Genomic DNA, 24,994 nt, shown 5'->3' with positions numbered 1-24,994 from the left:
TTCTGTTTGAGAGATGTGTATTGTACACGGTCAGATATTTAATGTTTAATTTACTATGGTGATAAAGCCAAACATTAAATAATTCCTCACCTAAGAAACCAAAAAGCCGTCGATGGTACGTATCATAGTTGGAAATATCAACTTTTTCTTCCACTGCTTCCAAAATAGAAAATAACCACCTGGCATATTCATCTAATTGATCCTTACTTGTGTAAAACATATTGAATGGAGACATTTTATTATTATGTTTAAGAATGTGGTTAAAAGAATCCAGATATTCTGGATATAGTTGTGCTATTACTTTTTCAGTGACTTCTATATCTTTCATATGGTGATATTTACCCCAATGTTTCCATAAGCTTTTTCCAAATTCGATTTCAGGTGTTGAAACAATCCAATCATAATCTTGCATATACTTCTTTAGTTGTTTTTCTGGAATCGGCTCTAATTTCAAATTACTGTTTATAAATAAATGACAGTATAAGAAAAAGCGGGAATGATAATCCCGATCAAGGAAAAATCTACGATAATGAACCAGTCCTATATATTTTTCATCAGAATTTTTCCACATCTCGTAAAGGCCTGTGAGTTCACAATAACTATCATTTTTTAAAGAAATGTTTTGGTCGAAATCATCGCGTAAGTACTGCTTGGGAACAACTTTATTAGTTGATCCCAACATAATTGGCTGATAATCTTGTGGGAAATTAATTGCTAACTCTTTATGGGTCATTACGTAAACAACCATTATTTCATCACCATCAATCTTAAATATGTATCCCGAAAAAAAGGTCTCAAGTTATTGCTTGAGACCTTTCCTTATTAGTACGAACAAATATAATTCTAGTTATCTCGGGAGGTAATTAGAATTCACGCTTCTTAGCAGCAAGGCCAAGACCAAACATTGCAGAAACAGCGCCTAGTGCAACAACAGCTGAAGCATTTTCGTTACCAGTTTGTGGCAATGCCTTGGAATCGTTAGCAGTAGCAGCAGCACTAGCACTCTTAGTTGGTGCCTTAACAGTAGCAAGTGATTGGTTAGCAACATGGGCATCATAAGCAGCCTTAGTTACTTGCTTACCATTTACGTAGTAGTTACCGTTCTTTTCACCAGTAAAGTTAGGAGCTACATCATCCTTGTTAGTGTTATTGGTGTTATCACCTGTGTTTTGACCAGGCTTGTCTGATGGTGTATCAGGAGTAACTGGTTGGTCTGGTTGATCAGGGTTAGTGTTACCTTGAAGTGCCTTCAAAGCATCTAAAGCGTTTTGGTAATTAGTCTGCGCATCCTTCAATGCTTGTTGAGCAACTGTTAATTGAGCATTTGCATCATCAAGAGCAGCTTGTGCATCACTAGCTGAAGCAAGGTTCTTCTTAGCAGCATCTAACTTAGCTTGTGCAGCATCAAGAGCAGCTTGGTGTTGTGCCTTAGCAGCAAGGACATTAGCAATGCTGTTTTGGTTACCATTGGCATCAGTAAACTTAGCATTAGCAGCAGATTGAGCCTTCTTAGCAGCATCTAATAGCTTGTTGTAATCACGAAGAGTCTTCTTAGCGGTACCAAGCTTTGCTGAATCAACTTGTAATTGTTGTAAGGCCTTTTGTTGTGCTTCATATGCATTGTTAACAGCCTTTTGAGCAGCAATTTGTTGTTCTTCAGTAGCATCAGAAGGAAGAGCCTTTTGAGCAGCAACTGCACTGTTATATGCAGTATTAGAATCTGAAACAGCAGCAGTGTCTAAAGTTACAGCGGCTTGAGCATCTGAAACAGCAGCAGTGTCTAAAGTTACAGCGGCTTGAGCATCTGAAACAGCAGCAGTTTGGTTAGAAACCTTAGCTGAAAGGCTGTTAACGTCTGAAGTAGCTGCACTATAAGCAGCGTATTCTGGAGCAGCACTAATAGTGTTGTTATCAGCAGCTACCAAAGTAGCGTCGCTAGCAACATTATCTTCTAACTTTTGAAGTTGTTGACTATTAGGAAGGTTGTAGTTGTTCATTACCTTAACATAAGCATTTTCAGCAGCAACAACAGCCTTGTTAGCAGCGTCCTTCTTTGCAACAGCAGCATTTAATTCAGAAGCAGCTGACTTAGCAGCAGCAATATTAGCGATGGCCTTCTTAGCATTAGCAATTGCACCGTTAGCGTCAGCGATGTGTTGCTTGTGGTAAGCCATGATATCTTGTTGCTTCTTCAATTCGTCTTGAAGCTTAGAAGTAGTTAAAGCATTAGCAGTAGCTAATTGGTTAAGCAGTTGTTGCTTAGTACCACCTAAAACAGCAAGTGAATCTTTGTCACCAGCAACTGCTGCAGCATCCATTTGTGCTTGGATAGCACCAACCTTATCACTAAGATCTTGTGCATTAGCTGATGAAACGTTGTATTGAGTTTGAAGACTCTTAGCTGAAGCAGATGCAGCATCATAGTCAGATTGTGATTGTGATGCAACAGCAGTGTTGTCAGAAACTACACCATTGTAAAATGCGGTTGCTTGTGAAGCAGCATTCTTAGAACTAGCATCAAAGCCAGCGTGTTGAGCTGCAAAATCAATGTTTTCTTGAGCAGCACTATTAGCATTTTGGAAACTGTTTACAGCGTCAACCCAATCACTGGTTGCATTAGATTGGTTAGCCAATGCATCTTTGTATACTTGGTTAGCTGAGTTAACAGCAGTAACACCTGAATTGAGTTGTTCAGCAGAGTTAACAGCTGCAGAAGCAGAAGTTACTTGGTCGCTAGCATCTGAAACGGCCTTTTGAGCAGCTGAAATTTGTGCTGAAGTTGCAGTAGAAGCTGCTGGAGTAGCAGTTTGTTCAGTAGCTGGTGTAGCATCAGCGTGAACAGCAGTAGCATTAGTGTTAGCTAATACTAAACCTGCCAAAGCGGCAGTAGTAGCAAGTCCAGCATAAACGATGCTCTTACCAGACTTGTACATCTTGTAATGTAAAGCATTATTACGGTTTTCCATAATAATAATCCTCCCTTTGAATAAACAAAGAGAGGGTAGAATCCTAATAGTTCTAGGGGTAATTAAGATTAGGATAATGATAGGGGGATAAAAGGGGAGTTAAAGATACTTTAATTTCTGGTCTAACAAGTGTTCAGCCTTTCGTGTCACATGAAGGTAGATATTATTAGTAGTTTCAGCATTTTTATGACCAACGCGGGCTTGAATAAGGTATAGTGGAACGCCTAATTCTGCCAGTTTAGAAATATGGGTATGACGAAAGGTATGAAGTGTAAGCTGCTTATGGATATTTAAATCTTTTTTTGCTTGTCTTAACCAAAGATTTAGTACAGTATTTCCAAGGTAATTTCCCTGTTCTGATGAAAAAATAAAGTCAACTTTTTTTGAACGATAGTTACTTTCTTCTTCACAGATTCTCAATGCTCTTTCGGTAAGAGAAACATTTCGCCAACTGTTAGCTGTTTTAGGGGAAGATTGCCTTTTCCCATTGACAATTGTCCCGCTGATTATTGCAAATGGTTTTCCTGAACTATCCTTTTGAATATTTGCAGGGATTAGTGCAGCAGCTTCTCCATAGCGAAGACCGGTTAAATATAGGAATTCACAAAAATGTCCATAATGCGGGGAGCGTTTATACATATAGTTAAGAACTTCTTCTAACTCATAATCGTCTAAAAATTTTTCTTCCGGTCGTTCTTTATATTCAGGACTTTGATAGTCGATATCAACGTAATTCAAGGGATTTTGTGCTAGATATTGGCGTTTAATAGCGTATTTGAATAGTGAATTCAGCGTTCCCTTAAACTTCCTAATAGTTGAATTATGATAATTCTTAACTTGAATGAGAAAGTCAATGTAATTTGAAAGAAGCGATGGTGAAATCTTCTGAATTAGGGCATCGTTTCCTAAGAATGAAATAATCCCCTTAGTTCGACTTTTATTATTCTGGAATGTGTTAAATTTAACTTTTCTTTTTAATTGCTGTAGCCATTCAATGGTAAGCTCGCCTAATGTTATGTTTGATTTAATGCTTACAATACCATAGTGGCGTAACCGAGAATGAATTTTCTTTGTCAAAACACGATTGGCTTCTTTTCGGGTATGAGTGGTATTACGTGAGAATGTGACACTAACTCGGTGAAATTTGTTTGTAAGGGGATCCTTATATTGTTCGACAAATTTAAAACTTTTGGCTGAACGCTTTTCTATCCACATAGTTAAGTTCCTTTCATTTTAAGATTACTTCCTATTGTGAATAGGATGTAAACAATTTGTAAAATAAAAAAAGAGACGTGACCAAACATCACGTCTCTTTTTTCTAGAACTGTAAAATTACTGGATCCCAGAACTTTTTATAACATCTACATTATAGTGCCTATCTGATAGTATCGCAAGCCCTAAATGGATAATTATTTAAAATTCTGGTTTATCCAAGTCGTTAATGAATTTAAGATAGCCTTCTTGTTCGCCAGTAGGAACTACTTGAGAATTTTGATCCGTAACTGTTGCATTGTGCAATGAGTCTTCAGGGACTTCAATTCGGTGAGTAAAAGTGGCATTCCCGATTAGTTCAATCCAGTAACAATGGTTTTCATGGTGAAGAATTGTCCGGACCATTCCTCCTGGATTAAAAACGGTAATTGGTTCATCAAAACTAGCTAATTCAGGATGAATCAGGGCAAAGGCTAGCGAAGTAGCAGACATCCCCGTACCACAAGCATTCGTAAAGCCCACACCACGTTCATAAGTTTTTACAAAAATCTTGTTTGACCCAAGAATATGACCAAAGTTAACGTTCACCCCGTCTGAGAAGTAGGGATTTTCACCATTAAGCCACTCGCCTAATGGCCCCAATTCCTTGAAGCCATTTTCATCGACAAATGAGATTAAGTGTGGGTTAGGGACGGCAATTCCCGAAAAACGGAACCCAGGAAGAAGTTCCGGAACACGAGTATTTAGCAAGCGTTCGTGACCTAAGTGATCGTAGGGTAAAGCTTCCTTATTAAAGCGAACAGGTGAAATCTCAACGGCAAATGCTGGTACGCCAGGAGCTAATGCGGGTTGCTTTCTGACTCTTAGACTGGCATCCATCGTATCAACCTTAAAATCATCTAGGCCGTCACGTTCGGCGACATACCGGGCAACGGTTCGCAATCCATTACCGCACATCGATGCTTCACTACCGTCAGCGTTAATTACCCGCATTTGTGCCGTAGCACCCTCACGGACAGGGCGGTTGACTACTAACACACCGTCAGCACCATCCAGGAGGCCATTCTTTTTACTGGTAATTTGTCGAGCAAGGGTGACTAATTCATTATCGGTTAATTCCTGGTGGAGTTTTGTTTGGTCCAGAATAAAGAAACGATTTTGAGAACCATGAACTTTTAATAATTCAGTCATAACTTTCCTCCTAGTTAACAAAAAAAGCGGTGGTAAATTGCGCGAACTGCAGCATCAGCATCTTGGTTATATGTCCCAATCATAATTGCGATTCGGGAAGCCCCCATATTAATCATTGGTACTGCAATATGTTTTTCAGCGATGGGATTCAAAATATCATTAATAACGCCAGTCCGGTTACGCATTCCTTCGCCGACAACCATCGTAATCGCGTAATTATCAATCCATTCCAAACGATCAGGATTAATTTCTTCCTGAATTTCGTTACAGATAATATCAACTAGTTCATCATCAAGTTCCTTTTTATCGAAAATGATTGTAATATCATCAATCCCGGATGGCATGTGTTCATATGAAACGTCATGACGAGCGAGAATTTCCAGAATGCGTAAGGTAAACCCAGATTCCTTGTTTAGCAGATATTTATGTAAGTATAAAGCCGCAAAGTGCTTTCCACTAACAACCCCCGTAATAATATCAGTTGGTTGGAACGAATGATCAGGAACAATCAGGGTCCCCGGCTTTTCAGGATTATTAGTATTTTTAACGTTAATTGGAACATTTCCTTGGATTGCTGGAATTAACGCTTCATCATGGAAGACAGAGAAGCCCGCATAGGAAAGCTCTCGCATTTCACGGTAGGTCATTTTCGTGATTGGTTGCGGATCCTTAACAACATTTGGGTTAGCAGAGTAGATCGCGTCAACATCAGTAAAGTTCTCATACATTTCAGCATGTAGTCCCCGTGCAAGAATCGCTCCGGTAATATCAGAACCACCTCGAGAGAAGGTTGCAATGTGACCGGCAAGCGTGATTCCGTAAAAACCAGGGAAAACAATAATGTCGTGCTTGCTGAATGAGAAGTTGGCTAACCGTGCATAAGTTTCCGGAATCACAGTTGCATTATTTGGTGTCCCAGCAACCTTTAAGCCAACTTCTTCAGGAGTGACGAAGCGGGAGGGGTATCCAAGACGGTTAAGAACCAATGACATTAATTCGGCGTTTAATCGTTCACCGTGAGCCTTAAACGCGGCCAGTAGGTAATTATTATTCGGGTAGTCCCCATTAGGTAAATTAGCAAGGCGATCAGCCAGCGGTTGCATTTGACCACTAGGTAAATCAAAGTAGTCCGCAATTGCTTGGTAGCGACTAAGAATATTCTTCCGAACGACCATTGCTTCTTGTTCGTCATTCCTAATAATCGCGTGCGCATATTTAATCAGGAGATCAGTTACTTTAATATCATCAGTGGTTCTCTTCCCAGGGGCTGAAGTAACCACTATTCGACGTTCAGGATCACTCGTAATAATCTTAATTGCGTGTTCATAGCTGGCCCCATCGGCTAATGAACTACCGCCAAACTTAACTACTTTCATTCTCAATTCTCCTTCTTGCATGAGAACCCCACGCAAACTTTTTAATCGAATTTTAACATTGATTGATAAATATGCAAGAGAAAAATTTAGAGTGCGAGCCGTGACGGACTAGCAATCGAGTACTAAGGAATCCCGGACGATGATTAGTTCGCAATCAAGGACGGGATAGTCAGACGGAGATTGCGGTCACGGCGAGCAGATCTTAACCATGTAACAGCTAAAAAACTTGGGCAAATACGTTTCGGATTAGAGTGTGAGGCACAACTTAAGTCCCCATAAAGAGATCAAAAAAGACTAGGCTGAAATCAACCTAGTCATAACGTGTCTAAGGCAACATAGCTAAAACATGTTCCCCAGGGACTTGCTAGAACTAACGATTCTAGGCGGCAGAGTCATAATGTGCTCGCTAGTGCCTTACTAGGACTAGCAAACTCCTTCCGAGGCGCAAGTCGCCTTCGTCAGGAGAAATTGCTAGCCTTCCGTAAGGCATTACCCAGCTCGCACTTCCCTCTACTTCATATTCGTTATTGCAAAGAACAGAATAAAGATAACGAAGAGGGCGTACATCATTGGGGAGACGTCCTTATGGTGCTTAGAAGCAATCATGGTGATTGGGTAAGCGATCATTCCAAGGGCTAAACCATCGGAAATGGAGTAGGTTAATGGCATTCCGACCACAACAAGGAAGGAAGGAAAGGCCACTTCAAAGCGATCCCAGTTAATGTACTTCAGGTTATTTGCCATTAGGACTCCGACAATAATTAATGCTGGTGCGGTGACCGTTGTTGGGATTACTGCTAGTAGGGGGGCTAAAGATCATGGAGATCAAGAATAGAATACCGACAAAGACGGCGGTTAAACCAGTTCGACCACCCATAGCAATTCCGGCACTGGATTCAACGGAAGTTCCTAGTGGTGCGGTACCATAAATTGCCCCTTCAACCATGGCAAGAGAATCAGAAAGGAAGGCTTTACCGATCCGAGGAATCTTCCCGTTTTTGTCAACCATGCCAGCTTGTTGAGTCATTCCAATCAGTGTTCCTGCGGTATCAAAGAAGGTAACTAACAGGAAGGTGAGGACAACCATAAATAGTTGTGGTGTATTAATGTCCTTTAAGTGGAAGATGGCGTGACCAAATGTCGGGGCCATACTTGGTGCTGTTGAGATGATTCCATGAGGTAGTGGGATTTGACCGATGCACATCCCAAAAATAGCGGTAATGATCATTCCAATAAAAATTGACCCCGGTACTCGGGTAGCCATTAAAATGACGGTTAGGATTAAACCAAAAAGGGTTAACCAAACATCTGGGTTACCAAATGAACCAAGACCTACTAGTGATGACGAGTTGTTAACAATTAATTTCCCGTTCTGTAAACCAATGAAGGCAATAAATAGCCCAATCCCGGCAGAGATCGCGTATTTGATGTCTTTTGGAATTGCATCAACCACTTTTTCCCGCAATTTCAAGATTGTAATTAAGATAAACAGGAATGAGGCCACGAGGACACTGGCTAAAGCTGTCTGCCAGTTAATGTGCATCCCAATAACAACATTGTAAGTAAAGAAAGCGGCACTTCCTAGCGTTGGCGCTAAGGCAATTGGGTAGTTGGCAATTAGTCCCATTAAGAAACAGCCAATTGCGGTTGCGACTGCGGTAACCGTAAAGGCAGCCCCCTTATTAATTCCCGCAGCATGCAGGATGTTCGGGTTAACAAATAGAATATATGACAAACTCACGAAAGTCGTCAGGGCAGCGATTAATTCGCCCTTGACGGTGGTATGAGCGTCACTTAAATGAAAGATCCGTTCTAACACGATCAATTCTCCTCTTCTTTAAACAAATTTAAAAACTTATTCCTACTAGAATATCACAGAATCCTGCCTAATGATTGCCGAACTTGAAGATTGACTAAATATGAAAGGAATATTCAATTGAAAACGAAACTTAATTAAATAAATATGAGAAAATTTAATGTTTCCGTTGACATTCTAATCTAATAACTTTATTATATTTATAAATCGAAGAGGCGCGGCCAACACCAGTAATCAATTTTAGCCTGCCAAGCAATGAGAATTGATGAACAGGGCGGTCGCCGAAGTACTTAACTTGGCACGGTTAAGGCACTGGGGCGTGGCTGAATAAGTTACGGACTGTCGTGGGACAATATCAGCCCACGTTGCGCTATCGACAAAACGGATAAAATGCATCCACTGTTTGTCTTCGCGCAGACAGTGGATGCATTTTATCACTTTGTTTTCCCCGAATGAGTAATGGAGGAATAAGTATGAACCAACAAATTACTGCTAACCAATTGAATGACGCGGGACATCTGATGATTGGTGGTTGTGATTCAATTGAACTAGCTCAGGAATACGGAACGCCACTGGTTGTTTATGACGTTTCCCAAATCCGGCAGCAAATTCGTAGCTTTCGGCGAGTATTTGATGCTAATCACGTTGACTATGCAGTCAGTTATGCAAGTAAGGCCTTTGCCGCAATTGCAATGTATCAGGTTGCAGCAGCCGAAGGAGCCCACGTTGATGTTGTTTCCGCTGGGGAACTTTATACAGCAATTAAGGCTGACTTCCCGATGGAACGAGTAAGTTTCCATGGTAATAATAAGTCGCGTGAAGAACTGGAAATGGCAATCGACCACCATGTTGGGACAATCATGATTGATAACTTCCATGAGATTGAATTATTAGCCGCGGTACTTGAAGAACGAAATGCATCCGTTGATGTAATGCTAAGAATCACTCCCGGGATTTCAGCTCATACAAATAAATACATCCAAACCGGGCAAGTTGATAGCAAATTTGGCTTCGATCTTCAATCTGGTCAAGCAGATGAAGCATTGCAAAAGGTTCTGGCTAATCCGCGAATGAAGATGCGTGGTCTTCATGCTCATATTGGTTCGCAAATCTTTGAACTAGCAGGCTTTGAAGGCGTGGCAAAGAAGTTAGTTGAAGTTGCTGCTCATTGGCGAGATGAGTTTGGCTATGAAGCACAGGTAATTAACGTTGGTGGTGGTTTTGGGATTCGTTATGTCGCTGCTGACCACCCTCTCAAACCCGAAGAATTCGTTGATGCCATCATTAAGGCAATTAAAAAGGAAACTGTTGCAAAAGAACTCTCGATGCCGGCAATTTGGATTGAACCAGGACGGTCAATTGTTGGACCAGCAGGATATAACCTCTATACGGTTGGTTCCCGTAAGGATGTACCGGGTTTGAAACCATACGTCACGGTTGACGGGGGGATGGGTGACAATATTCGGCCAGCGCTCTATCAAGCCGAATACGAAACTGTTTTGGCAAGTAATCCGCAAGCACCGCTCAAGGAACATGTCCGTCTTGCCGGAAAGTACTGTGAGTCTGGTGATATTTTAGCCCAGGATCAAGGCCTACCGGAAACTCAACCAGGTGACGTTCTTGCCATGCTTGATACTGGTGCTTATGGTTATTCAATGGCTTCAAATTATAACCGTAATCCCCGACCGGCAGTTGTCTTTGCTGAAGACGGTAAGGCCCAGCTTGTGATTGAGCGGGAGTCCTTAGCTGATTTGGTTCACTTGGATCGTAAATATCAACAATAATAACTAATAAATAATAGGAAGAAAGAGGTAACAACAATGGCTGAATTAGATGCACAAGCGATTATTAACTACATTGGCAATGCTCCCAAGAAGACGCCCGTAAAGGTTTATTTAAAAGGAAACTTAAGCGAAATTAACTTTCCAGAAGAAGTTCAATCATTTGTTGACAATCATACTGGTGTAATCTTTGGTGATTGGTCGGTGGTTGAACCATTATTGAAAGAAAATGCTGATTTGATTGCTGATTACCATATTGAAAATGATTGTCGCAATTCTGCGGTTCCTTTGCTTGACTTAAAGGGAATTAACGCCCGAATTGAACCGGGAGCAATCATTCGTGATAAGGTCCTGATCGGAAATAATGCTGTTGTCATGATGGGAGCAACGATTAATATCGGTGCTGAAATTGGTGACGACACGATGATTGATATGGGCGCAATCCTTGGTGGCCGAGCAATTGTCGGTAAGCATTGTCATATCGGTGCTGGAACCGTCCTTGCCGGAGTTGTCGAACCTGCTTCAGCCCAACCAGTGCGGATTGACGATAACGTATTAATCGGTGCTAATGCCGTGGTTATTGAAGGAGTTCATGTTGGTGAAGGCGCCGTTGTGGCTGCGGGAGCAATTGTTACCCATGACGTTGAGCCACATACAATGGTTGCCGGAGTGCCAGCTAAGTTTGTCAAAAAGGTTGATGCTAAGACTGAAAGTAAGACCGGCTTAGAAGACGACTTGCGGAAGTTATAGGAGCGCAAAATGTTAAGCGAAAGTGATTTAATTAAGATTCGGCGTCATCTTCATCAGATTCCGGAATTAGCACTTCAGGAATCTGAAACTCACCAGTTCCTTTTAGAAACGGTGAAGGCGATGAACCAGGAATTCTTAGAAATTCGTAATCCAGATGAATTGCCAACTTCAATGATGGTGCTAGTTCACGGCTTTGATCCGCAACGAACAATTGGCTATCGCACTGATATTGACGCTTTGCCGGTAGAAGAGCAGACTGGTTTGCCGTATTCTTCTCAGCACCCGGGCGTGATGCACGCTTGTGGTCATGATATTCACATGACTGTGGCATTAGGAGTCCTTTCCTACTTTAGTGAACACCAGCCCAAGGACAACCTTCTCTTTTTCTTCCAACCAGCAGAAGAAAGCGAGAGCGGTGGTAAGCAATCATATGAACTAGGGTTATTTCATGGTCGTTGGCGTCCTGACGAATTTTATGGCTTACACGATAATCCTGATTTACCTGCTGGGGCGATTGGTTGTCGAATGGGAACTTTATTTGCGGGAACAACTGAAGTGAACATTGATTTAACCGGAAAGGGTGGTCATGCCGCTTACCCGCAAGACGCCAACGATACGATTGTTGCAGCCGCAATGCTGATTAGTCAGGTGCAAACGGTAATCTCACGGAGTATTGACCCGATTCAAAGCGGGGTAATTACTTTAGGAAAGATTGATGGCGGAACGATCAGAAATGTGATTGCTGGTCATACCCGAATCGAAGGGACGATCCGCGGGCTAACCCAAAAGATGATTGAAACAATTGATCAGCGGTTAAAAGATGTTTGTGAAGGAATTGGCCGAAGTTATAACATGACGGTTAGTCTGGAATTAAACCAGGGTGGCTATTGGCCAGTTGAGAATAACCCTGAATTGACCAAGCGTTTTATCTCATACATGAAGTCAACGCCTAATGTAAACTTTATTGAAACCGCACCGGCAATGACCGGAGAAGATTTTGGCTTTCTTTTGGCAAAGTTTCCGGGAACAATGTTTTGGTTGGGAGTCGATGATGATTCACAATTGCATTCAGCAACCTTAAAGCCAAAGGAAGAAGCAATCCAGCGCGGTGTTGACGCAATTACAGGTTTCTTGGAATATCGGATGACAGAATAATTGGAGGAAGAGAATATGACAACATTAGCAAATGCAGATTTATTAACAGCGATTGTAACGCCCTTTAATAGTGATAACGAGATCGACTTTAACGCATTAGAAAAGTTAACCAACTCATTGATTGACCGTGGTTGTAACGGCTTTGTCATCGGTGGAACTACTGGTGAAACTCCGGAACTAACCCATGATGAGAAGATTGCTTTATATACCCGGTTTGGGGAAATCGTTGATGGTCGGGTTCCTGTAATCGCTGGTACAGGAAGTAATAATCCTCAAGAAACAATTGCCCTCACTAATGAAGTTGGCCAAATTAACGGGATTGACTACGCTTTAGTAGTAGTACCACCTTACAACAAGCCAAACCAACGGGGGATGCTTGCCCACTTTAAGACGGTAGCAGACAACGTGAACTTGCCAATTATTATCTACAATATTCCAGGACGGACCGGCTCAAAGATGGCTCCAGAAACTGTCGTTGAACTTTCCCAACACCCAAATATCGCTGGAATTAAGCAGTGTGCACCACTAGAAGATATGGAATACATCATTGAACATAAGGCGGATGATTTCCTTGTCTTTACCGGTGAAGATGCCCAAGCATTGACTTCACGAGTATTAGGCGCTAATGGGGTTGTTTCAGTCGCTTCGCATATTTATGTTAAGGAAATGCGGCAAATGTTCGATGCCCTTTACCGTGGCGATTACAAGCTTGCCGGAAAGCTTCAGCGGTGGTTAACTCCACGGATGGCGGCATGCTTCATGTTCCCATCCCCATCTCCAGTCAAGGCCGTTCTGAATGCCCAAGGCTTTAATGCTGGTGACTGTCGTCTGCCAATTCTTTCCCTTAATAAGGAAGAACAAACCCAGCTTGAACAAGCACTCGACTTACCAGCAGATTCCTTAGAAAATAAGACACTTCCGTTAGACTTATAAAATGGAGGAGAGATAGCTAATGGCAAACGTATTAATCGCAGGAGCAACCGGTGCAATGGGTCAAAAAGCGGTTGACCTGGTTAACTCAATGCCGGACATGGAAATTACCGCTGTTTTAGCACCGCACCTGGATGCAGCTGACCGTGAGCAATACCATTTGGGCGAGGGCGTCAAGGTGTTTAACTTGTTAACGGATATTGATCCAACAGTAGCGGATATCTGGCTTGACTTTACAGTGCCAAGCGCCGTTTACGAGAACGTTAAGTATGCGTTGAATAATGGTTTATTGCCAGTTGTTGGGACCACCGGATTGACTGATGAGCAAGAACAAGAGTTGATTGAACTGAGTGAAAGCAAGCACCTTGGTGGCTTAATTGCACCAAACTTCGGGATGTCAGCGGTTCTTTTAATGAAGTTTGCCCAAGAAGCAGCAAAGTACTTCCCGGATGTAGAAGTGATTGAAATGCACCATGCAGATAAAAAGGATGCGCCATCTGGGACTGCTTTAAGCACGGCAAAGTTAATTGATCAGGTTCGTGAACCACATGAAAGTAATCCTGATGAAACCGAGTCCTTGGCTGGTGTCCGTGGTGGTGACTACCACGGAATTAAGATTCATTCTGTCCGTCTTCCCGGTTACATCGCCCATGAGCAGGTTCTCTTTGGTGGTGCTGGGGAAGCCTTGACAATTCGTCAGGACTCATTTGACCGGCAATCCTTTATGAGTGGAGTTAAAGTTGCTTTAGAGAAGGTAGGTGACTTAGATCACCTCGTCGTTGGTCTCGAAAAGATCTTGTAGGAGGGATTTGAAATGCCAAAGTTAGATCAACAACTAGAACAGGTTGTCAATCAGCGGGTTGCTGAGTTACCGCCTGCACAGATTCGGGCATTCGATGATGAAATTTCCGCGGTTCCAGGAATTGTTAAGTTAACTTTAGGCGAACCTGACTTTGATGTTCCCGACCACGTTAAGCAAGCAGCCATAAATAGTATTAAGGACAATGATTCTCACTATTCGGCAAGTCGGGGAACGTTACCGTTGCGTAAAGCAATTAGTGATTATCTAATGGAAACCCGGTCGGTTCATTATGATCCAGAAAGAGAGATTATCGTAACTGTTGGGGCAACCGAAGCGATTACGGCAACAACCTTTGCCCTATTAAATCCTGGGGACGAAGTGATTATTCCGACACCAATCTTTTCCCTTTATTTCCCGAGTGTTTCACTTACGGGAGCAACGCCAATCAAGGTTGATACTTCAAATGATGGTTTTCTATTAACCGCAGAACGGCTTGAAAAAATATTGCAGCGTGAGGAAAGTAGGGTCAAAGCAATTATTCTTAATTACCCGAATAATCCGACCGGACGATGCTATTCCCGTGATGAGCTAGTTTCGCTGGCAAAGGTAATCAAGGAACATCACCTGCTAGCGATTGTCGACGAGATTTATAGTGAGTTAATTTACGATCAGCCGTTTACCTCGTTAGCAACGCTTCTTCCTGAACAGACGATTCTCATTAGCGGCTTGTCAAAGTCACATGCAATGACGGGCTGGCGATTAGGCTATGTAGCAGCTCCGCAAGACGCAATTAACCAAATCTCAAAGATGCATTCGTTTATGGTAACGGCACCGAATGATACTGCCCAGGCGGCAGCACTTGAAGCTCTGACTAACGGTGCTGCTGATCCAGTTGAATTTAAGCAGCATTACCAAAAACGGCGGGATCGTTTGGCAGCGGCAATGAAGAAGCTGGGCTTTAAGATTGCGGTACCAGATGGTGCTTTCTATATCTTTGCGAAGATTCCGAAAGCGTTTGGTAATGATGATTTCAAGTTTGCTCGTCAGTTAGCCCATGAAGCTAAGGTCGGGGTAATTCCTGGTCAAGCATTTGGCCCTGGTGGTGAAGGACACATTCGTCTTTCCTACGCCGCTTCGGACGACAATATTGAAACAGTAATTCGCCGGTTAGGCTCCTTTATGGAACAGTTAAATTAAAGTAAGAAGGAATTTATGATGAGTGAAAAATTAAAAGTGGGAATTATCGGGGCAACGGGAATGGTTGGTCAGCGTTATGTTACCCTGCTTGCCAACCATCCCTGGTTCGAAGTGACGACAGTTGCTGCTAGTAAGCACAGTGCTGGAAAGACGTATGGTGAAGCCGTTAGCGGTCGCTGGAAAATGGGAGAAACGCCAATTCCGGATGCGGTTAAGAATTTGCCAGTGCTTGATGCCGAAGATGTTGATGCGGTTGCTTCACAAGTTGACTTTATTTTTTCAGCAATTAACTTGGATAAGGCAGATACCCGGAAGCTGGAAGATGAGTATGCTAAGCATGAAACTCCAGTAGTTTCAAATAATAGTGCACATCGGTGGACTCCTGATGTTCCGATGGTGGTTCCGGAAATTAATCCCGATCACATTGAAATCATTAAAGCACAACGGGAACGGTTAGGGACGCAGCGAGGTTTTGTCGCCGTTAAGCCAAACTGCTCCATTCAAAGTTACACCCCTGCAATTGCTGCTTGGCAAAAGTTTGAACCAACCCAAGTACTGGCATGTACCTATCAAGCAATTTCCGGTGCTGGAAAAACTCTTCAGACTGCTCCTGAAATTCAAAATAACGTTATCCCATACATTCCAGGTGAAGAAGCTAAGTCTGAAGATGAACCACTAAAAATCTTTGGCCATCTCGATCCAGAAAAGAAGGAAATCGTAAAGGCACAGTCTCCAGTAATTACGAGTCAATGCTTACGGGTTCCTGTACTCTATGGGCATACTGTTGCCACCTTTATTAACCTCAAACAAAATCCAAGCAAGGAAGAATTGATTGAAGCCTTGGAAGAATACAGTGGTGTTCCACAAGAATTAAAATTACCAAGTGCACCACATCAATTTATTCAATACTTAAACGATGATGATCGTCCGCAAGTCCGCTATGACGTCAACTTTGAACACGGCATGGGAATTTCAATCGGTCGGCTTCGTCCTGACAAGATTTTTGATTGGAAGTTTGTTGGCTTATCCCATAACACTGCCCGGGGAGCTGCTGGTGGCGCAATTGAACTAGCCGAACTTTTGGCAGCTAAGGGTTACCTTGAACCTCGTGATTAGTAATATTTAAAAATGAAAAGCGATTCAGAAAATTTCTGAACCGCTTTTATTTTTTAAATGGTTTTAGTTACTAACGAGTAACTGACTGAAGAGTCTTAACAACAGCATCCTTTTCAGCTTGAACCAGTTTAACCTTACTTTCGATTACGCTAATATCCATGGTGATTTCACGAGTTAATCCTGGAGTGTCAATCTTTGGTTCAAAGAACAGCTTGAATTCAGCTAGTCGGGCTGGAGTATGGAATACGTTCGCGGTTACGGTGATGTAGGTTGCAAATTCCATATCACCACCGACGGTCTTTTCAAGCCAGTCCCAATCATTACGAATCCAATCCCAGGCAGCTTGTTGACCGGCATTGTTTGCAAGAACGTTGCGGTACCAGCCACGAAGGTCTTGGGGCTTAATTGTATCAGCGTTTTCAAATTCATTAATTAGTTCGGTGATTAATGAATTATCTGGAGTGCTAGTAATTGCACCGTTTAAGTCACCTTTATAACTAGCATCGATTGTCTCCCGGTAATCTTCAAGCAATTCGTTGAAGAGTTCCTTGCTTCCGTAATGCTTAACTTCATTCCGCAATACTAGTGGTCGAATATCAGCAGGGAGCTTTTCTAACCGATGATAGTTGTTAGTAAAGATTTCATGAGCAGCCTTAATTGCTTCTGGATTTTCTGCATAGAGAGCAGCGCCCAAGACGATTGGCCGAGTTAATTGATCATCATTTGATTCATTACTTTGTGGTTTCCAGCCAAGTCGACTAACCTGCTTAGCACTTAATTGGTTCACAAATTTCTTTAATGCACTTTCCTCTGCGCTACCGGGAGTTACGAATTGCTTTAACTTATTCACAATTGCATAAAGTGCGGTATTAACGATTTCGGAATGACTATCGGCAAAGCGTGGCAGGAGCGGAATGATGTCCGCGTAGGATAATTGTTGACCATCGGCTAAGAGCCGGAAATCTTGAAGTAGTTGTCGTTGATCAATCGCGGTTAACTTATCGAGATGATCAAGGATGTCATTCATCAAAGTTTGGTCGTACTTAACAATAAAGTGTGAATTGTTGCCAATATTGAGCCTGAATGGCTTCCCTTCTTGCTGGCGTAATTCTTGATAGTCACCAAGGTTAATGGTCTGTTCCTTCATAATTTGCGGTGCTTCCTTATAGTTAGCATTTAATGGAATTTGCCATAACCGACCAGTATCATGACCATCACCAATAAAGAACTGTTGTTGACTTAATTGAAGCTGCCCATCAAACACTTTTGCCTCAACAACTGGGTAACCAGGTTGTTCAAGCCATGACTTCATGATGGCACCGATATCAAGGTTAGCGGCTTTACCAAGAGCGTCCCAGAGATCCGCTCCAGTTGCATTATGGTACTGATGAGCTTCAAAGTAGTTCTTCAGCCCTTCACGTAAAGCATCATCGCCAATTAATGCGCGAACCATTACCAGCATCCGTGCACCCTTCGCATAGACAATTGCGCCATCAAACAGGGCATCAATTTCAGCTGGATTGTTAACTTGAACGTGGACTGATTGGACACCATCAGTGGCATCCCGTTGTAAAGCCATTGGTGCTTCAGAAGTTTGGAACAATTCCCAAATCTTCCATTCAGGATGAATTGCGTCTACCGCAACGTATTCCATCATGTTAGCGAAACTTTCGTTAAGCCAGAGATCATCCCACCACTTCATTGTGACCAGATCACCAAACCATTGGTGAGCCAATTCATGAGTAATAACAGTAGCAACAAGGCGCTTCATATCTAATGAAGTATTGTCTGGATCGAGAAGGAGGTATGCTTCCCGGTATGTTACCAATCCCCAGTTTTCCATTGCCCCGGCAGAAAAGTCAGGGAGCGCTAATTGCCATGAGTGGGGAAGCGGGTACGGAGTTTGGTAGAACTTTTCGTAGAATTCAATTGCTTTTTTCGCAATTTCAAGAGCAAAGTCCAATTCTTTTGGTTGGTGAGCCTTAGTAGCAAAAACACCGACCTCAACACCGCTTTCAGTAGTTGTCTTCTTGGATTGAAGTTCACCAAAAGCAAAGGCAACTAGGTAGGTTGACATTCGAACGGTTTGCTGGAAGTAGTGTACGCCAGCTGAAACGTGATCTTCTGGCATGTTAGCGATGATCGTTTCTCCCGGATGTTCATCGAATTTAATTGCTAAACTAAAAGTAGCCTTGGCTTCGGGTTCATCAACACAGGGAAACGCTTGACGAGCAAAGATAGTCTCAAATTGGGTTCCAATGATTTGCTTCTTTTCACCGTTAACCTTGTAGTATGAAGGGTAGATCCCCATCATTGTATCTGTTAATGGGGCAGAGTAATTAATTGTTAAGGTAACTTCTCCGGTTTCCGGTACGGTAATATTTACCGTTTCATCATCGTTATTTACTGTGAAGGGAACATCTTCACCAGCAATTTGGACGGATGAGATTGTGAGGAATTTTTGGTTAACACTGATTTGGGGCTCACTTGCATTTCCCGTAATGGTTGTGTTACCAGTGATGGTTTTCTTTTCCCGATCGATATTAATAAAGACATCGTAGTGGGAAGGTTGAAACTTTTCATAAAGACGTTTAATTGTTGACATAAATTCACCAGTCCTTTACTTAACTGCTTTAACAAATTCTTTTACCATTATACCGTAACTTGGTTCTTAGCTGAATAAGACAGCATTTTAGCCTAAAATTTGCTATAATAGTGGGCGATTTCATTCAAGTTTTTGGAGAGCTTGATTGGCTAGATGATGGGCACCGTGATTTTCGCGCTCACTAATCCACTGGGTAACTACCGTTGTAAATTGGCTAAGAAGCTGATTTAACTGTTTTAATTGCTGTTGGTAATGTTTAGTATAATTTTTACCAATCGCATCGCTTAATAATCGACTATCGGTATAGAATAAAACTGTTTCCTGATGGTCATAATGGTCAACTAGGTACTGAAAACCAGCAATCGCTGCCGCAAATTCACCCTCGTGGTTTGTTGCGGACTCAAGAGTTTGTGAGAGTTGTTGCTGTTGGTGCTGATTAATAATTAGGATTCCAAGTCCTGTTGGTCCGGGATTACCCTTAGTTGCAGCATCTGTATATATTTTTAGCATAAAATTAATTCACCCCAATTGAAAGGAAAACTTTACTTTATGGAAGAAGAAACTCGTTATTTTTATCAACCTAACCTTACTACAACAATCATTAGCTGGTGCTGGACATTCTTGATTTTTATCGCTGGTCTAGTTGTCTGGCTTGAGATTACTCACTTCCAGTGGTTAACAGCCCTTCTTTTTTTGCTTTTTATTATTGTAACGCTTTTGGGAATTTTTCGGCGAACCGTACTAATCACTCCAAGTAAAATGGTCTTTAGCAGAGTTTTGCAAAAAGACTATTTAGTAATTCCATTAGCTGATATTCGTCAGCCACGGTTCACTAAACATACGGTTAGTTTTACTGTTAATGGGGAAGTATTTAACTTTGCTTTTTCAAATAAGGCAATTCGGCGACTGAAACTGGCGTTGAGCAACTTAAAGGAGGAACAGTAGGGATGATCTTTTTTAGTTACCTCTTATTGATCCTTGCTTTAATCTGTCTTGATCAATGGCTGAAGATTTGGGTCAGCACTAATATTGCGTTGAATCACAGTCAACACTTTATTCCTGGGATTATGGATTTAACTAACCTCCATAACTATGGGGCTGCTTGGAGTATGTTTCAGGGTCAGCAATTATTCTTCAGCATTGTAACGGTTGTTGTGATTGCGGGAATTGGCTATTGCTTTTGGCGGTTTCGTCACCGTCACCCGATTTTACTGTGCCTGAGTTTAATTTTGGCAGGGGCAATTGGCAACTTTATTGACCGCTTGCTTCAAGGCTATGTCGTTGATATGTTTGAATTTTTACCAGTTAATTTCCCGGTGTTTAATATTGCGGATATGTGCCTAACGATTGGGGTAATTATGCTGATTATTATTGTGCTTCGTGAGGATGATGAAAAGTGACAGATGAGTTGAAACTAACGATTGACTCAGCGATGACTGGACGAATTGATAAGGAACTTGCCCACCATTTAACGACTGTTTCCCGGTCGCAATTACAAAAGTGGATTGAAGACGGTAACGTTACCGTGAACGGTGAGACAGTTAAGCCTAAGTATAAGCTCGCGGTTGGTGATAAAGTTGTTGTTCAACCCGAAAAGCTACAGAAAATTGACTTAGAGCCAGAAAACATCCCCTTAGACATTGTGTATGAGGATGATGATGTGATTGTCGTTAATAAGCCACAGGGGATGGTAGTTCACCCGGCTCCCGGGCATCCCAACCATACCCTAGTTAACGCTCTTCTTTACCATTCGCCATTGTCGACAATTAACGGCGAGTTTCGTCCAGGAATTGTTCACCGTATTGATAAGGACACTTCTGGGTTATTAATGATTGCTAAAAATGATCTCGCCCACCGTTCATTAGCTGCTCAGCTAAAAGCAAAGACTAATGAACGGGAATACGTCGCCCTAGTTCATGGTGTGATTAAGGAAGAGCGTGGAACGATTGATGCGCCGCTTGGTCGATCAAAGAAGGATCGGAAAAAGCAGGTAGTGGTTGAAGATGGTCGCCATGCGGTAACTCATTTTAAAGTTTTAGAACGTTTTCAGCACTATACGTTGGTCAGCTGCCGATTAGAAACGGGACGGACACACCAGATTCGTGTTCACATGAAGTATATTGGGCACCCACTAGCAGGCGATCCACTATATGGACCACGGAAAACACTTTCTGGTAACGGTCAGTACCTTCATGCACGGTTATTAGGGTTTAAACACCCTCGGACGGGTAAGCAGATGACCTTTACGTCACCACTACCAGAGTATTTTCAAAAAATGATCGATCACTTAGAAAAAACGGATCGACCTTCACAGTGAATTGTTAAACGCTTAGCAGATCATTTTTAAAATTTGCTAGGCTTTTTTATTTAATAGCTCTTTGAAACATTTCCGATCATTTATATAATAGTTAAGGAAACAAATGCGGTGAAAAAGGAGTGAGCACTGTGGCAGCACGCTACCTAATTTTTGAAGACGGAACCATCTTTAAAGGTGATGGATTTGGCTCACCAGCAGTAACCTTTGGTGAAGTAGTTTTTAATACAAGCATGACGGGTTACCAGGAAATTATTACTAACCAGATTTACGATAATCAAATTGTAACCTTTACCCAACCGAATATTGGCGGTTATGGGATCCAACGGAATATTTATGAATCAATTGTCCCGACTATTAAGGGGGTAATTGTTCGCTCGTTATCGAATGTAGCAACCGATAATATCCGTCGATTAACTCTGGATCAATATTTAAATCAAATGAATATTCCGGGAATTACTAATATTGATACTCGGGCAATCACCCATAAACTTCGTGATGCTGGTAAACCATTAAAGGGAAGTATCGTTCCGGTCCCCGATGATCATGCCTTTGATCAGCTTCACGCGACCGTTTTGACAAACCAGCAGGTCGCTCAGGTTTCGACGCCTAAACCATACCCTAATCCTGGAGTTGGAATGAGTGTAGTTGTGGTTGATTTTGGCTTAAAGAACGGGATCCTTCGGGAGCTGAGTCGGCGAAAGTGCAATGTCACTGTTCTGCCATATAACGCGACTGCCGACGAAATTTTACGGCTTGATCCTGACGGGGTAGTCCTTTCAAGTGGTCCTGGCGATCCGCATTATGTGAAGTCAGCGGTCCTGGAAATGATCCGAAAAGTTCAGGAACAAGTACCGCTCTTCGGAATTGGCCTTGGTCATGAACTATTTGCGTTGGCTAATGGCGCTCAGGTAATGCCGCTTGGTGTTGAGCATCACGGGATGAATCACCCAATTAAGGAAATCATTACTGATCACATCGTTTATGCGAACCAATCAGAGGGTTATACAGTTGATTGGAGTACAGTCGATCGGTCAAAATTATTCGTTACGTATACTGATATGATTGACAGTAGCGTCCAAGGATTGCGTCATCGGCAGTTTCCAGCTTTCTCCGTCCAATTCTTCCCGGATGGTGCACCAGGACCAGATGAAACAGATGGCTTATTTGATGAATTTATTGACACGATGAAGCGGAAGGAGGAACGACGGTAGTGACAAATAAAAAATCAATTTTGATTATCGGTGCTGGTCCGAACAATATTCAGCATGGGGATGAAGTTGATTCCGCAACTTATCAGCTAGCAACCTACCTTCGTCGAGCTGGTGTTACCACTATCTTAGCGGACAATAACCCATTTTCTTATAGCCTGAATGATTCTTCCGTTATCGATCATTCATCAATTGGACCATTGACCGTTAACCATTTGATTGAATTGATCGAAAAATACCAACCACGGGCAATCCTGCCGACATTAGGTAATCGGCAAGCTTTTCTTCTTACGCAGGAGTTGCTTGAAAAGGGAATTTTGCGAAAAAAGGAGATTGAACTTCTTGGAGTACCGGAAGCAACCGTGCGTCAAGTTAATAACCCAGTGTTACTTGAGCGAACTCTCCGTCAAATGGGTGCGCCGATGAAGAAGATCGTTACGGTTAATAATTATCCCGATGCATTAGAAGAAGCTCAGCGACTTGGTTATCCGGTAATTATTCGCTCCGTGTTACCTAAAATTACAAGTACCCGGCAGATCGTTCACGACCAAAGTGAATTAGCCGCTGCTGTCAGTAAGTGTCTAAATCAATCGCGAGCAGAACAGGTTTACGTTCAGCAAAGTCTTGCTGGCTATAAGGAAATTGAAGTGGTTGTTCAGCGTGATCGATCCGGAACAATGATGATGCTCGGGATGGTTGAGGATATGGATCCGATTGGGATTCATGCTGGTGATTCGATTGCCTTTAATCCCGTGCAGACGCTCCTTGACCGCCAAATCCAGGATATGCGGGATACTGCATTTGCGATTACCCGAAAATTACGGATTGTTGGGGTTAATCACGTTCAATTTGCCCTAGATCCAGTTAATGATAATTTTTATGTCATTAAGAGTAGTCCATACTTTGACCGGATGGTGTCCTTTGTCGCTCAGTCAACTGGCTATCCAGTAGCGATGGTGAGCGCCCAGTTATATTTAGGCAAAACATTGCGGGAGATTGATTTAGGTCCGGGATTTGCTAAACATGCGGCCTTAATTGAACCAGCAATGGATCATATTGCGGCACGGGTACCCGTTTGGGGATTTAGTCCGGAACAAGCGCAAAAACAATTATTGGGGACTGAAAAGAAATCCGTCGGGACGGTTTTCGGTATTGGTCGAAGTCCAGCTGAAGCGTTATTTAAAGCGATTGAGTCGCGGTATCATGAGCCAACTGACTTTCACCTCCAATCGCAGGCAAAGTTATCTGATGATGAATTAGTTGATCGATTAGTCCATCCGCATGCTGAACGACTATTTTCTCTTTTGGAAGCGATGCAACGTGGCTATACCGCCTACGAACTAGTTGAAATGACTAAGATCGATCCCTTTTATTTTGATCAACTAGCAAAGATGAAGGAACTTATAACCGAATTGATTGAACATCCAGGAAAAGAGCCGGTTTTAGCTAAGGCTAAGCACAACGGATTAAGCAACCAGTTAATTGCTAAGCTCTGGGAAACGACTCCTAAACAAATTTACCAAATGATGCAGGATCATAATCTTACAGTGAAGTATAAGGAAGTTGAACCGTCTGCTGGTGAATTTGATCAACATACCCAGACGTTTTATTCGGCCTATGAGGATGAAAATGAAGCATTAACATTGCCACAACCAAGTGCTTTATTTATCGGCACGGGTGGCTTACGATTGGGACTTAGTAATGCTGGGGACTTTTTTGTTGCTTCTATGATGATGCAGCTTCACCGACAGAATTTCCACACAATTATTATGAATTGTAATCCAAGTTCTGTGACTCTTAACACATTAATTGCCGACAAGCGGTATATTGAACCCGCATCAGCTGAGAATGTTCTTTCGGTTGTTGAGATCGATCAGCCACAGTTAATTTTCATTCCCACTAGTTACACCAATCTCTTAGAGACGTTAAAGCAATATGATTTGCAAAGCAAAGTTATTACCTTGCCAGATGACCGTTTAGGCAATTTGCAACCACGCTCTAACCAGTTAGTAGCACTTGATTACCTCTGGGACGGGAAAAATGAAAAGTTTCTCGCTTCAACCGCAGCTTTACAATCTGCCACTAATTTTGATTACGAGATGGTTAATTTACAGTTACCGGCTGCAATCAAAGATGAGGAGTTAAAGAAAATGCAGGCTACTGCTTGTGAGGTAGTTGAGCAGCAGTCAAAGCCAGGCTTTTATCAGGTAATTTTTGAGCAAGATGGACTGGAATATAAAGCATTAACAGTTCAATCAATTAGCCTTCCGGAAGTAGCGTTCCTTTCAAAATCACTAGGGATTAACCTTCCAGCGCTTCTGGGAAGAGTTGTTAGTGATCAGAGCTTTAATCTTGCTGATACTGAAATCACGCAACCAACAGGAACCGTGACCTATCGCGCCACTTTTCCAGTTGAGTCGCTCCAGATGAAGCCGCAGGGAATTCTTGGTCCGAATAAGATTATCGGTGCTGAGATCCAATTTATGGATTAAGAAATTACATAATTATAAAAAGTGAGGATTCAAAGACCGGGGTTAACGAGCTTTGAATCCTCATTTTCAATCTAACATTA

General features: G+C 42.2%; 18 protein-coding genes, 2 pseudogenes and 1 riboswitch. Of the genes and pseudogenes, 12 read left to right on the top strand and 8 right to left on the bottom strand.

What is annotated here, in order from left to right; all coding sequences use genetic code 11:
* Nucleotides 1-67: 67 nt before the first annotated feature.
* The 6 genes and pseudogenes from HUK45_RS00540 to HUK45_RS00515 form a co-directional block, all read right to left on the bottom strand.
* Nucleotides 68-733 (bottom strand): annotated as a pseudogene (locus HUK45_RS00540) (DUF4422 domain-containing protein); the annotation flags it as partial.
* Between the two features lie 130 nt (nt 734-863).
* Nucleotides 864-2,966: an LPXTG cell wall anchor domain-containing protein gene (locus HUK45_RS00535; protein WP_191910669.1), complete on the bottom strand. Its 2,103-nt coding sequence runs from the start codon at nt 2,964-2,966 to the stop codon at nt 864-866.
* A gap of 99 nt (nt 2,967-3,065) precedes the next feature.
* Nucleotides 3,066-4,181, bottom strand: a complete 1,116-nt coding sequence (locus tag HUK45_RS00530) for a tyrosine-type recombinase/integrase (RefSeq protein ID WP_191910611.1) — start codon at nt 4,179-4,181, stop codon at nt 3,066-3,068.
* A gap of 198 nt (nt 4,182-4,379) precedes the next feature.
* Nucleotides 4,380-5,369 carry a diaminopimelate epimerase gene (dapF, locus tag HUK45_RS00525; RefSeq protein ID WP_191910610.1) on the bottom strand — a complete coding sequence of 330 codons (990 nt, stop codon included), beginning with the start codon at nt 5,367-5,369 and terminating at the stop codon, nt 4,380-4,382.
* Between the two features lie 14 nt (nt 5,370-5,383).
* Nucleotides 5,384-6,745 carry an aspartate kinase gene (locus HUK45_RS00520; RefSeq protein WP_191910609.1) on the bottom strand — a complete coding sequence of 454 codons (1,362 nt, stop codon included), beginning with the start codon at nt 6,743-6,745 and terminating at the stop codon, nt 5,384-5,386.
* A gap of 510 nt (nt 6,746-7,255) precedes the next feature.
* Nucleotides 7,256-8,564: pseudogene (locus HUK45_RS00515) on the bottom strand (NCS2 family permease).
* Between the two features lie 199 nt (nt 8,565-8,763).
* Nucleotides 8,764-8,943, top strand: a riboswitch (Lysine riboswitch).
* Nucleotides 8,944-9,034: 91 nt separating this feature from the next.
* Here HUK45_RS00515 and lysA point away from each other — a divergent pair.
* Genes lysA through asd form a run of 7 tightly spaced genes read left to right on the top strand, consistent with a single transcriptional unit; the run spans nt 9,035 to nt 16,292 of the window.
* A complete protein-coding gene (gene lysA / locus HUK45_RS00510; protein ID WP_191910608.1) occupies nt 9,035-10,345 on the top strand; it encodes a diaminopimelate decarboxylase in 1,311 nt (436 codons plus the stop codon).
* Nucleotides 10,346-10,381: 36 nt separating this feature from the next.
* A complete protein-coding gene (dapD, locus tag HUK45_RS00505) occupies nt 10,382-11,092 on the top strand; it encodes a 2,3,4,5-tetrahydropyridine-2,6-dicarboxylate N-acetyltransferase (protein WP_191910607.1) in 711 nt (236 codons plus the stop codon).
* Between the two features lie 9 nt (nt 11,093-11,101).
* A complete protein-coding gene (locus HUK45_RS00500; RefSeq protein WP_191910606.1) occupies nt 11,102-12,247 on the top strand; it encodes an N-acetyldiaminopimelate deacetylase in 1,146 nt (381 codons plus the stop codon).
* A gap of 15 nt (nt 12,248-12,262) precedes the next feature.
* Nucleotides 12,263-13,180: a 4-hydroxy-tetrahydrodipicolinate synthase gene (dapA, locus tag HUK45_RS00495; protein WP_191910605.1), complete on the top strand. Its 918-nt coding sequence runs from the start codon at nt 12,263-12,265 to the stop codon at nt 13,178-13,180.
* A gap of 19 nt (nt 13,181-13,199) precedes the next feature.
* Nucleotides 13,200-13,979 (top strand): 4-hydroxy-tetrahydrodipicolinate reductase, encoded by a 780-nt coding sequence (gene dapB / locus HUK45_RS00490; RefSeq protein ID WP_191910604.1) that lies wholly within the window; start codon nt 13,200-13,202, stop codon nt 13,977-13,979.
* 12 nt (nt 13,980-13,991) lie between these two features.
* Nucleotides 13,992-15,176, top strand: a complete 1,185-nt coding sequence (locus HUK45_RS00485) for an aminotransferase class I/II-fold pyridoxal phosphate-dependent enzyme (protein WP_191910603.1) — start codon at nt 13,992-13,994, stop codon at nt 15,174-15,176.
* 18 nt (nt 15,177-15,194) lie between these two features.
* Nucleotides 15,195-16,292 carry an aspartate-semialdehyde dehydrogenase gene (gene asd, locus HUK45_RS00480; protein WP_191910668.1) on the top strand — a complete coding sequence of 366 codons (1,098 nt, stop codon included), beginning with the start codon at nt 15,195-15,197 and terminating at the stop codon, nt 16,290-16,292.
* A 70-nt stretch (nt 16,293-16,362) separates the two neighbouring features.
* Here asd and HUK45_RS00475 read toward each other — a convergent pair whose 3' ends face one another.
* Nucleotides 16,363-18,897 carry a M1 family metallopeptidase gene (locus HUK45_RS00475; protein WP_191910602.1) on the bottom strand — a complete coding sequence of 845 codons (2,535 nt, stop codon included), beginning with the start codon at nt 18,895-18,897 and terminating at the stop codon, nt 16,363-16,365.
* 120 nt (nt 18,898-19,017) lie between these two features.
* Nucleotides 19,018-19,407: a ribonuclease HI family protein gene (locus HUK45_RS00470; RefSeq protein ID WP_191910601.1), complete on the bottom strand. Its 390-nt coding sequence runs from the start codon at nt 19,405-19,407 to the stop codon at nt 19,018-19,020.
* Between the two features lie 39 nt (nt 19,408-19,446).
* On the opposite strand from HUK45_RS00470, the gene HUK45_RS00465 reads away from it, so the two are divergent.
* From HUK45_RS00465 to HUK45_RS00445, 5 genes are all read left to right on the top strand, one after another.
* The gene (locus tag HUK45_RS00465; protein ID WP_102169338.1) at nt 19,447-19,842 is read left to right on the top strand and encodes an EbsA family protein; all 396 of its coding nucleotides are present in this window, start codon (nt 19,447-19,449) and stop codon (nt 19,840-19,842) included.
* 2 nt (nt 19,843-19,844) lie between these two features.
* Nucleotides 19,845-20,297 carry a signal peptidase II gene (lspA, locus tag HUK45_RS00460; protein ID WP_191910600.1) on the top strand — a complete coding sequence of 151 codons (453 nt, stop codon included), beginning with the start codon at nt 19,845-19,847 and terminating at the stop codon, nt 20,295-20,297.
* Nucleotides 20,294-21,214: an RluA family pseudouridine synthase gene (locus HUK45_RS00455; protein ID WP_191910599.1), complete on the top strand. Its 921-nt coding sequence runs from the start codon at nt 20,294-20,296 to the stop codon at nt 21,212-21,214. The genes lspA and HUK45_RS00455 overlap by 4 nt, the downstream gene beginning before the upstream one ends.
* A 128-nt stretch (nt 21,215-21,342) precedes the next feature.
* A complete protein-coding gene (locus tag HUK45_RS00450; RefSeq protein ID WP_102169341.1) occupies nt 21,343-22,425 on the top strand; it encodes a carbamoyl phosphate synthase small subunit in 1,083 nt (360 codons plus the stop codon).
* Nucleotides 22,425-24,914: an ATP-binding protein gene (locus HUK45_RS00445; RefSeq protein ID WP_191910598.1), complete on the top strand. Its 2,490-nt coding sequence runs from the start codon at nt 22,425-22,427 to the stop codon at nt 24,912-24,914. Before HUK45_RS00450 ends, HUK45_RS00445 begins: the two co-directional genes overlap by 1 nt.
* Nucleotides 24,915-24,994: the final 80 nt, after the last annotated feature.

Source organism: Limosilactobacillus urinaemulieris (assembly GCF_014838745.1).
Taxonomy (GTDB): domain Bacteria; phylum Bacillota; class Bacilli; order Lactobacillales; family Lactobacillaceae; genus Limosilactobacillus; species Limosilactobacillus urinaemulieris.
The sequence above is the reverse complement of the archived record's forward strand: the minus strand, read 5'-3'. Positions and strand labels throughout refer to the sequence as shown.

Coding starts and splice junctions, on each gene's coding strand:
- HUK45_RS00535 (WP_191910669.1), bottom strand. CDS start 2,966: ATGGAAAACCGTAATAATGCTTTACATTACAAGATGTACAAGTCTGGT.
- dapB (WP_191910604.1), top strand. CDS start 13,200: ATGGCAAACGTATTAATCGCAGGAGCAACCGGTGCAATGGGTCAAAAA.
- HUK45_RS00520 (WP_191910609.1), bottom strand. CDS start 6,745: ATGAAAGTAGTTAAGTTTGGCGGTAGTTCATTAGCCGATGGGGCCAGC.
- lysA (WP_191910608.1), top strand. CDS start 9,035: ATGAACCAACAAATTACTGCTAACCAATTGAATGACGCGGGACATCTG.
- HUK45_RS00470 (WP_191910601.1), bottom strand. CDS start 19,407: ATGCTAAAAATATATACAGATGCTGCAACTAAGGGTAATCCCGGACCA.
- HUK45_RS00500 (WP_191910606.1), top strand. CDS start 11,102: ATGTTAAGCGAAAGTGATTTAATTAAGATTCGGCGTCATCTTCATCAG.
- HUK45_RS00530 (WP_191910611.1), bottom strand. CDS start 4,181: ATGTGGATAGAAAAGCGTTCAGCCAAAAGTTTTAAATTTGTCGAACAA.
- HUK45_RS00475 (WP_191910602.1), bottom strand. CDS start 18,897: ATGTCAACAATTAAACGTCTTTATGAAAAGTTTCAACCTTCCCACTAC.
- dapF (WP_191910610.1), bottom strand. CDS start 5,369: ATGACTGAATTATTAAAAGTTCATGGTTCTCAAAATCGTTTCTTTATT.
- dapD (WP_191910607.1), top strand. CDS start 10,382: ATGGCTGAATTAGATGCACAAGCGATTATTAACTACATTGGCAATGCT.
- asd (WP_191910668.1), top strand. CDS start 15,195: ATGAGTGAAAAATTAAAAGTGGGAATTATCGGGGCAACGGGAATGGTT.
- HUK45_RS00485 (WP_191910603.1), top strand. CDS start 13,992: ATGCCAAAGTTAGATCAACAACTAGAACAGGTTGTCAATCAGCGGGTT.
- dapA (WP_191910605.1), top strand. CDS start 12,263: ATGACAACATTAGCAAATGCAGATTTATTAACAGCGATTGTAACGCCC.
- HUK45_RS00465 (WP_102169338.1), top strand. CDS start 19,447: ATGGAAGAAGAAACTCGTTATTTTTATCAACCTAACCTTACTACAACA.
- lspA (WP_191910600.1), top strand. CDS start 19,845: ATGATCTTTTTTAGTTACCTCTTATTGATCCTTGCTTTAATCTGTCTT.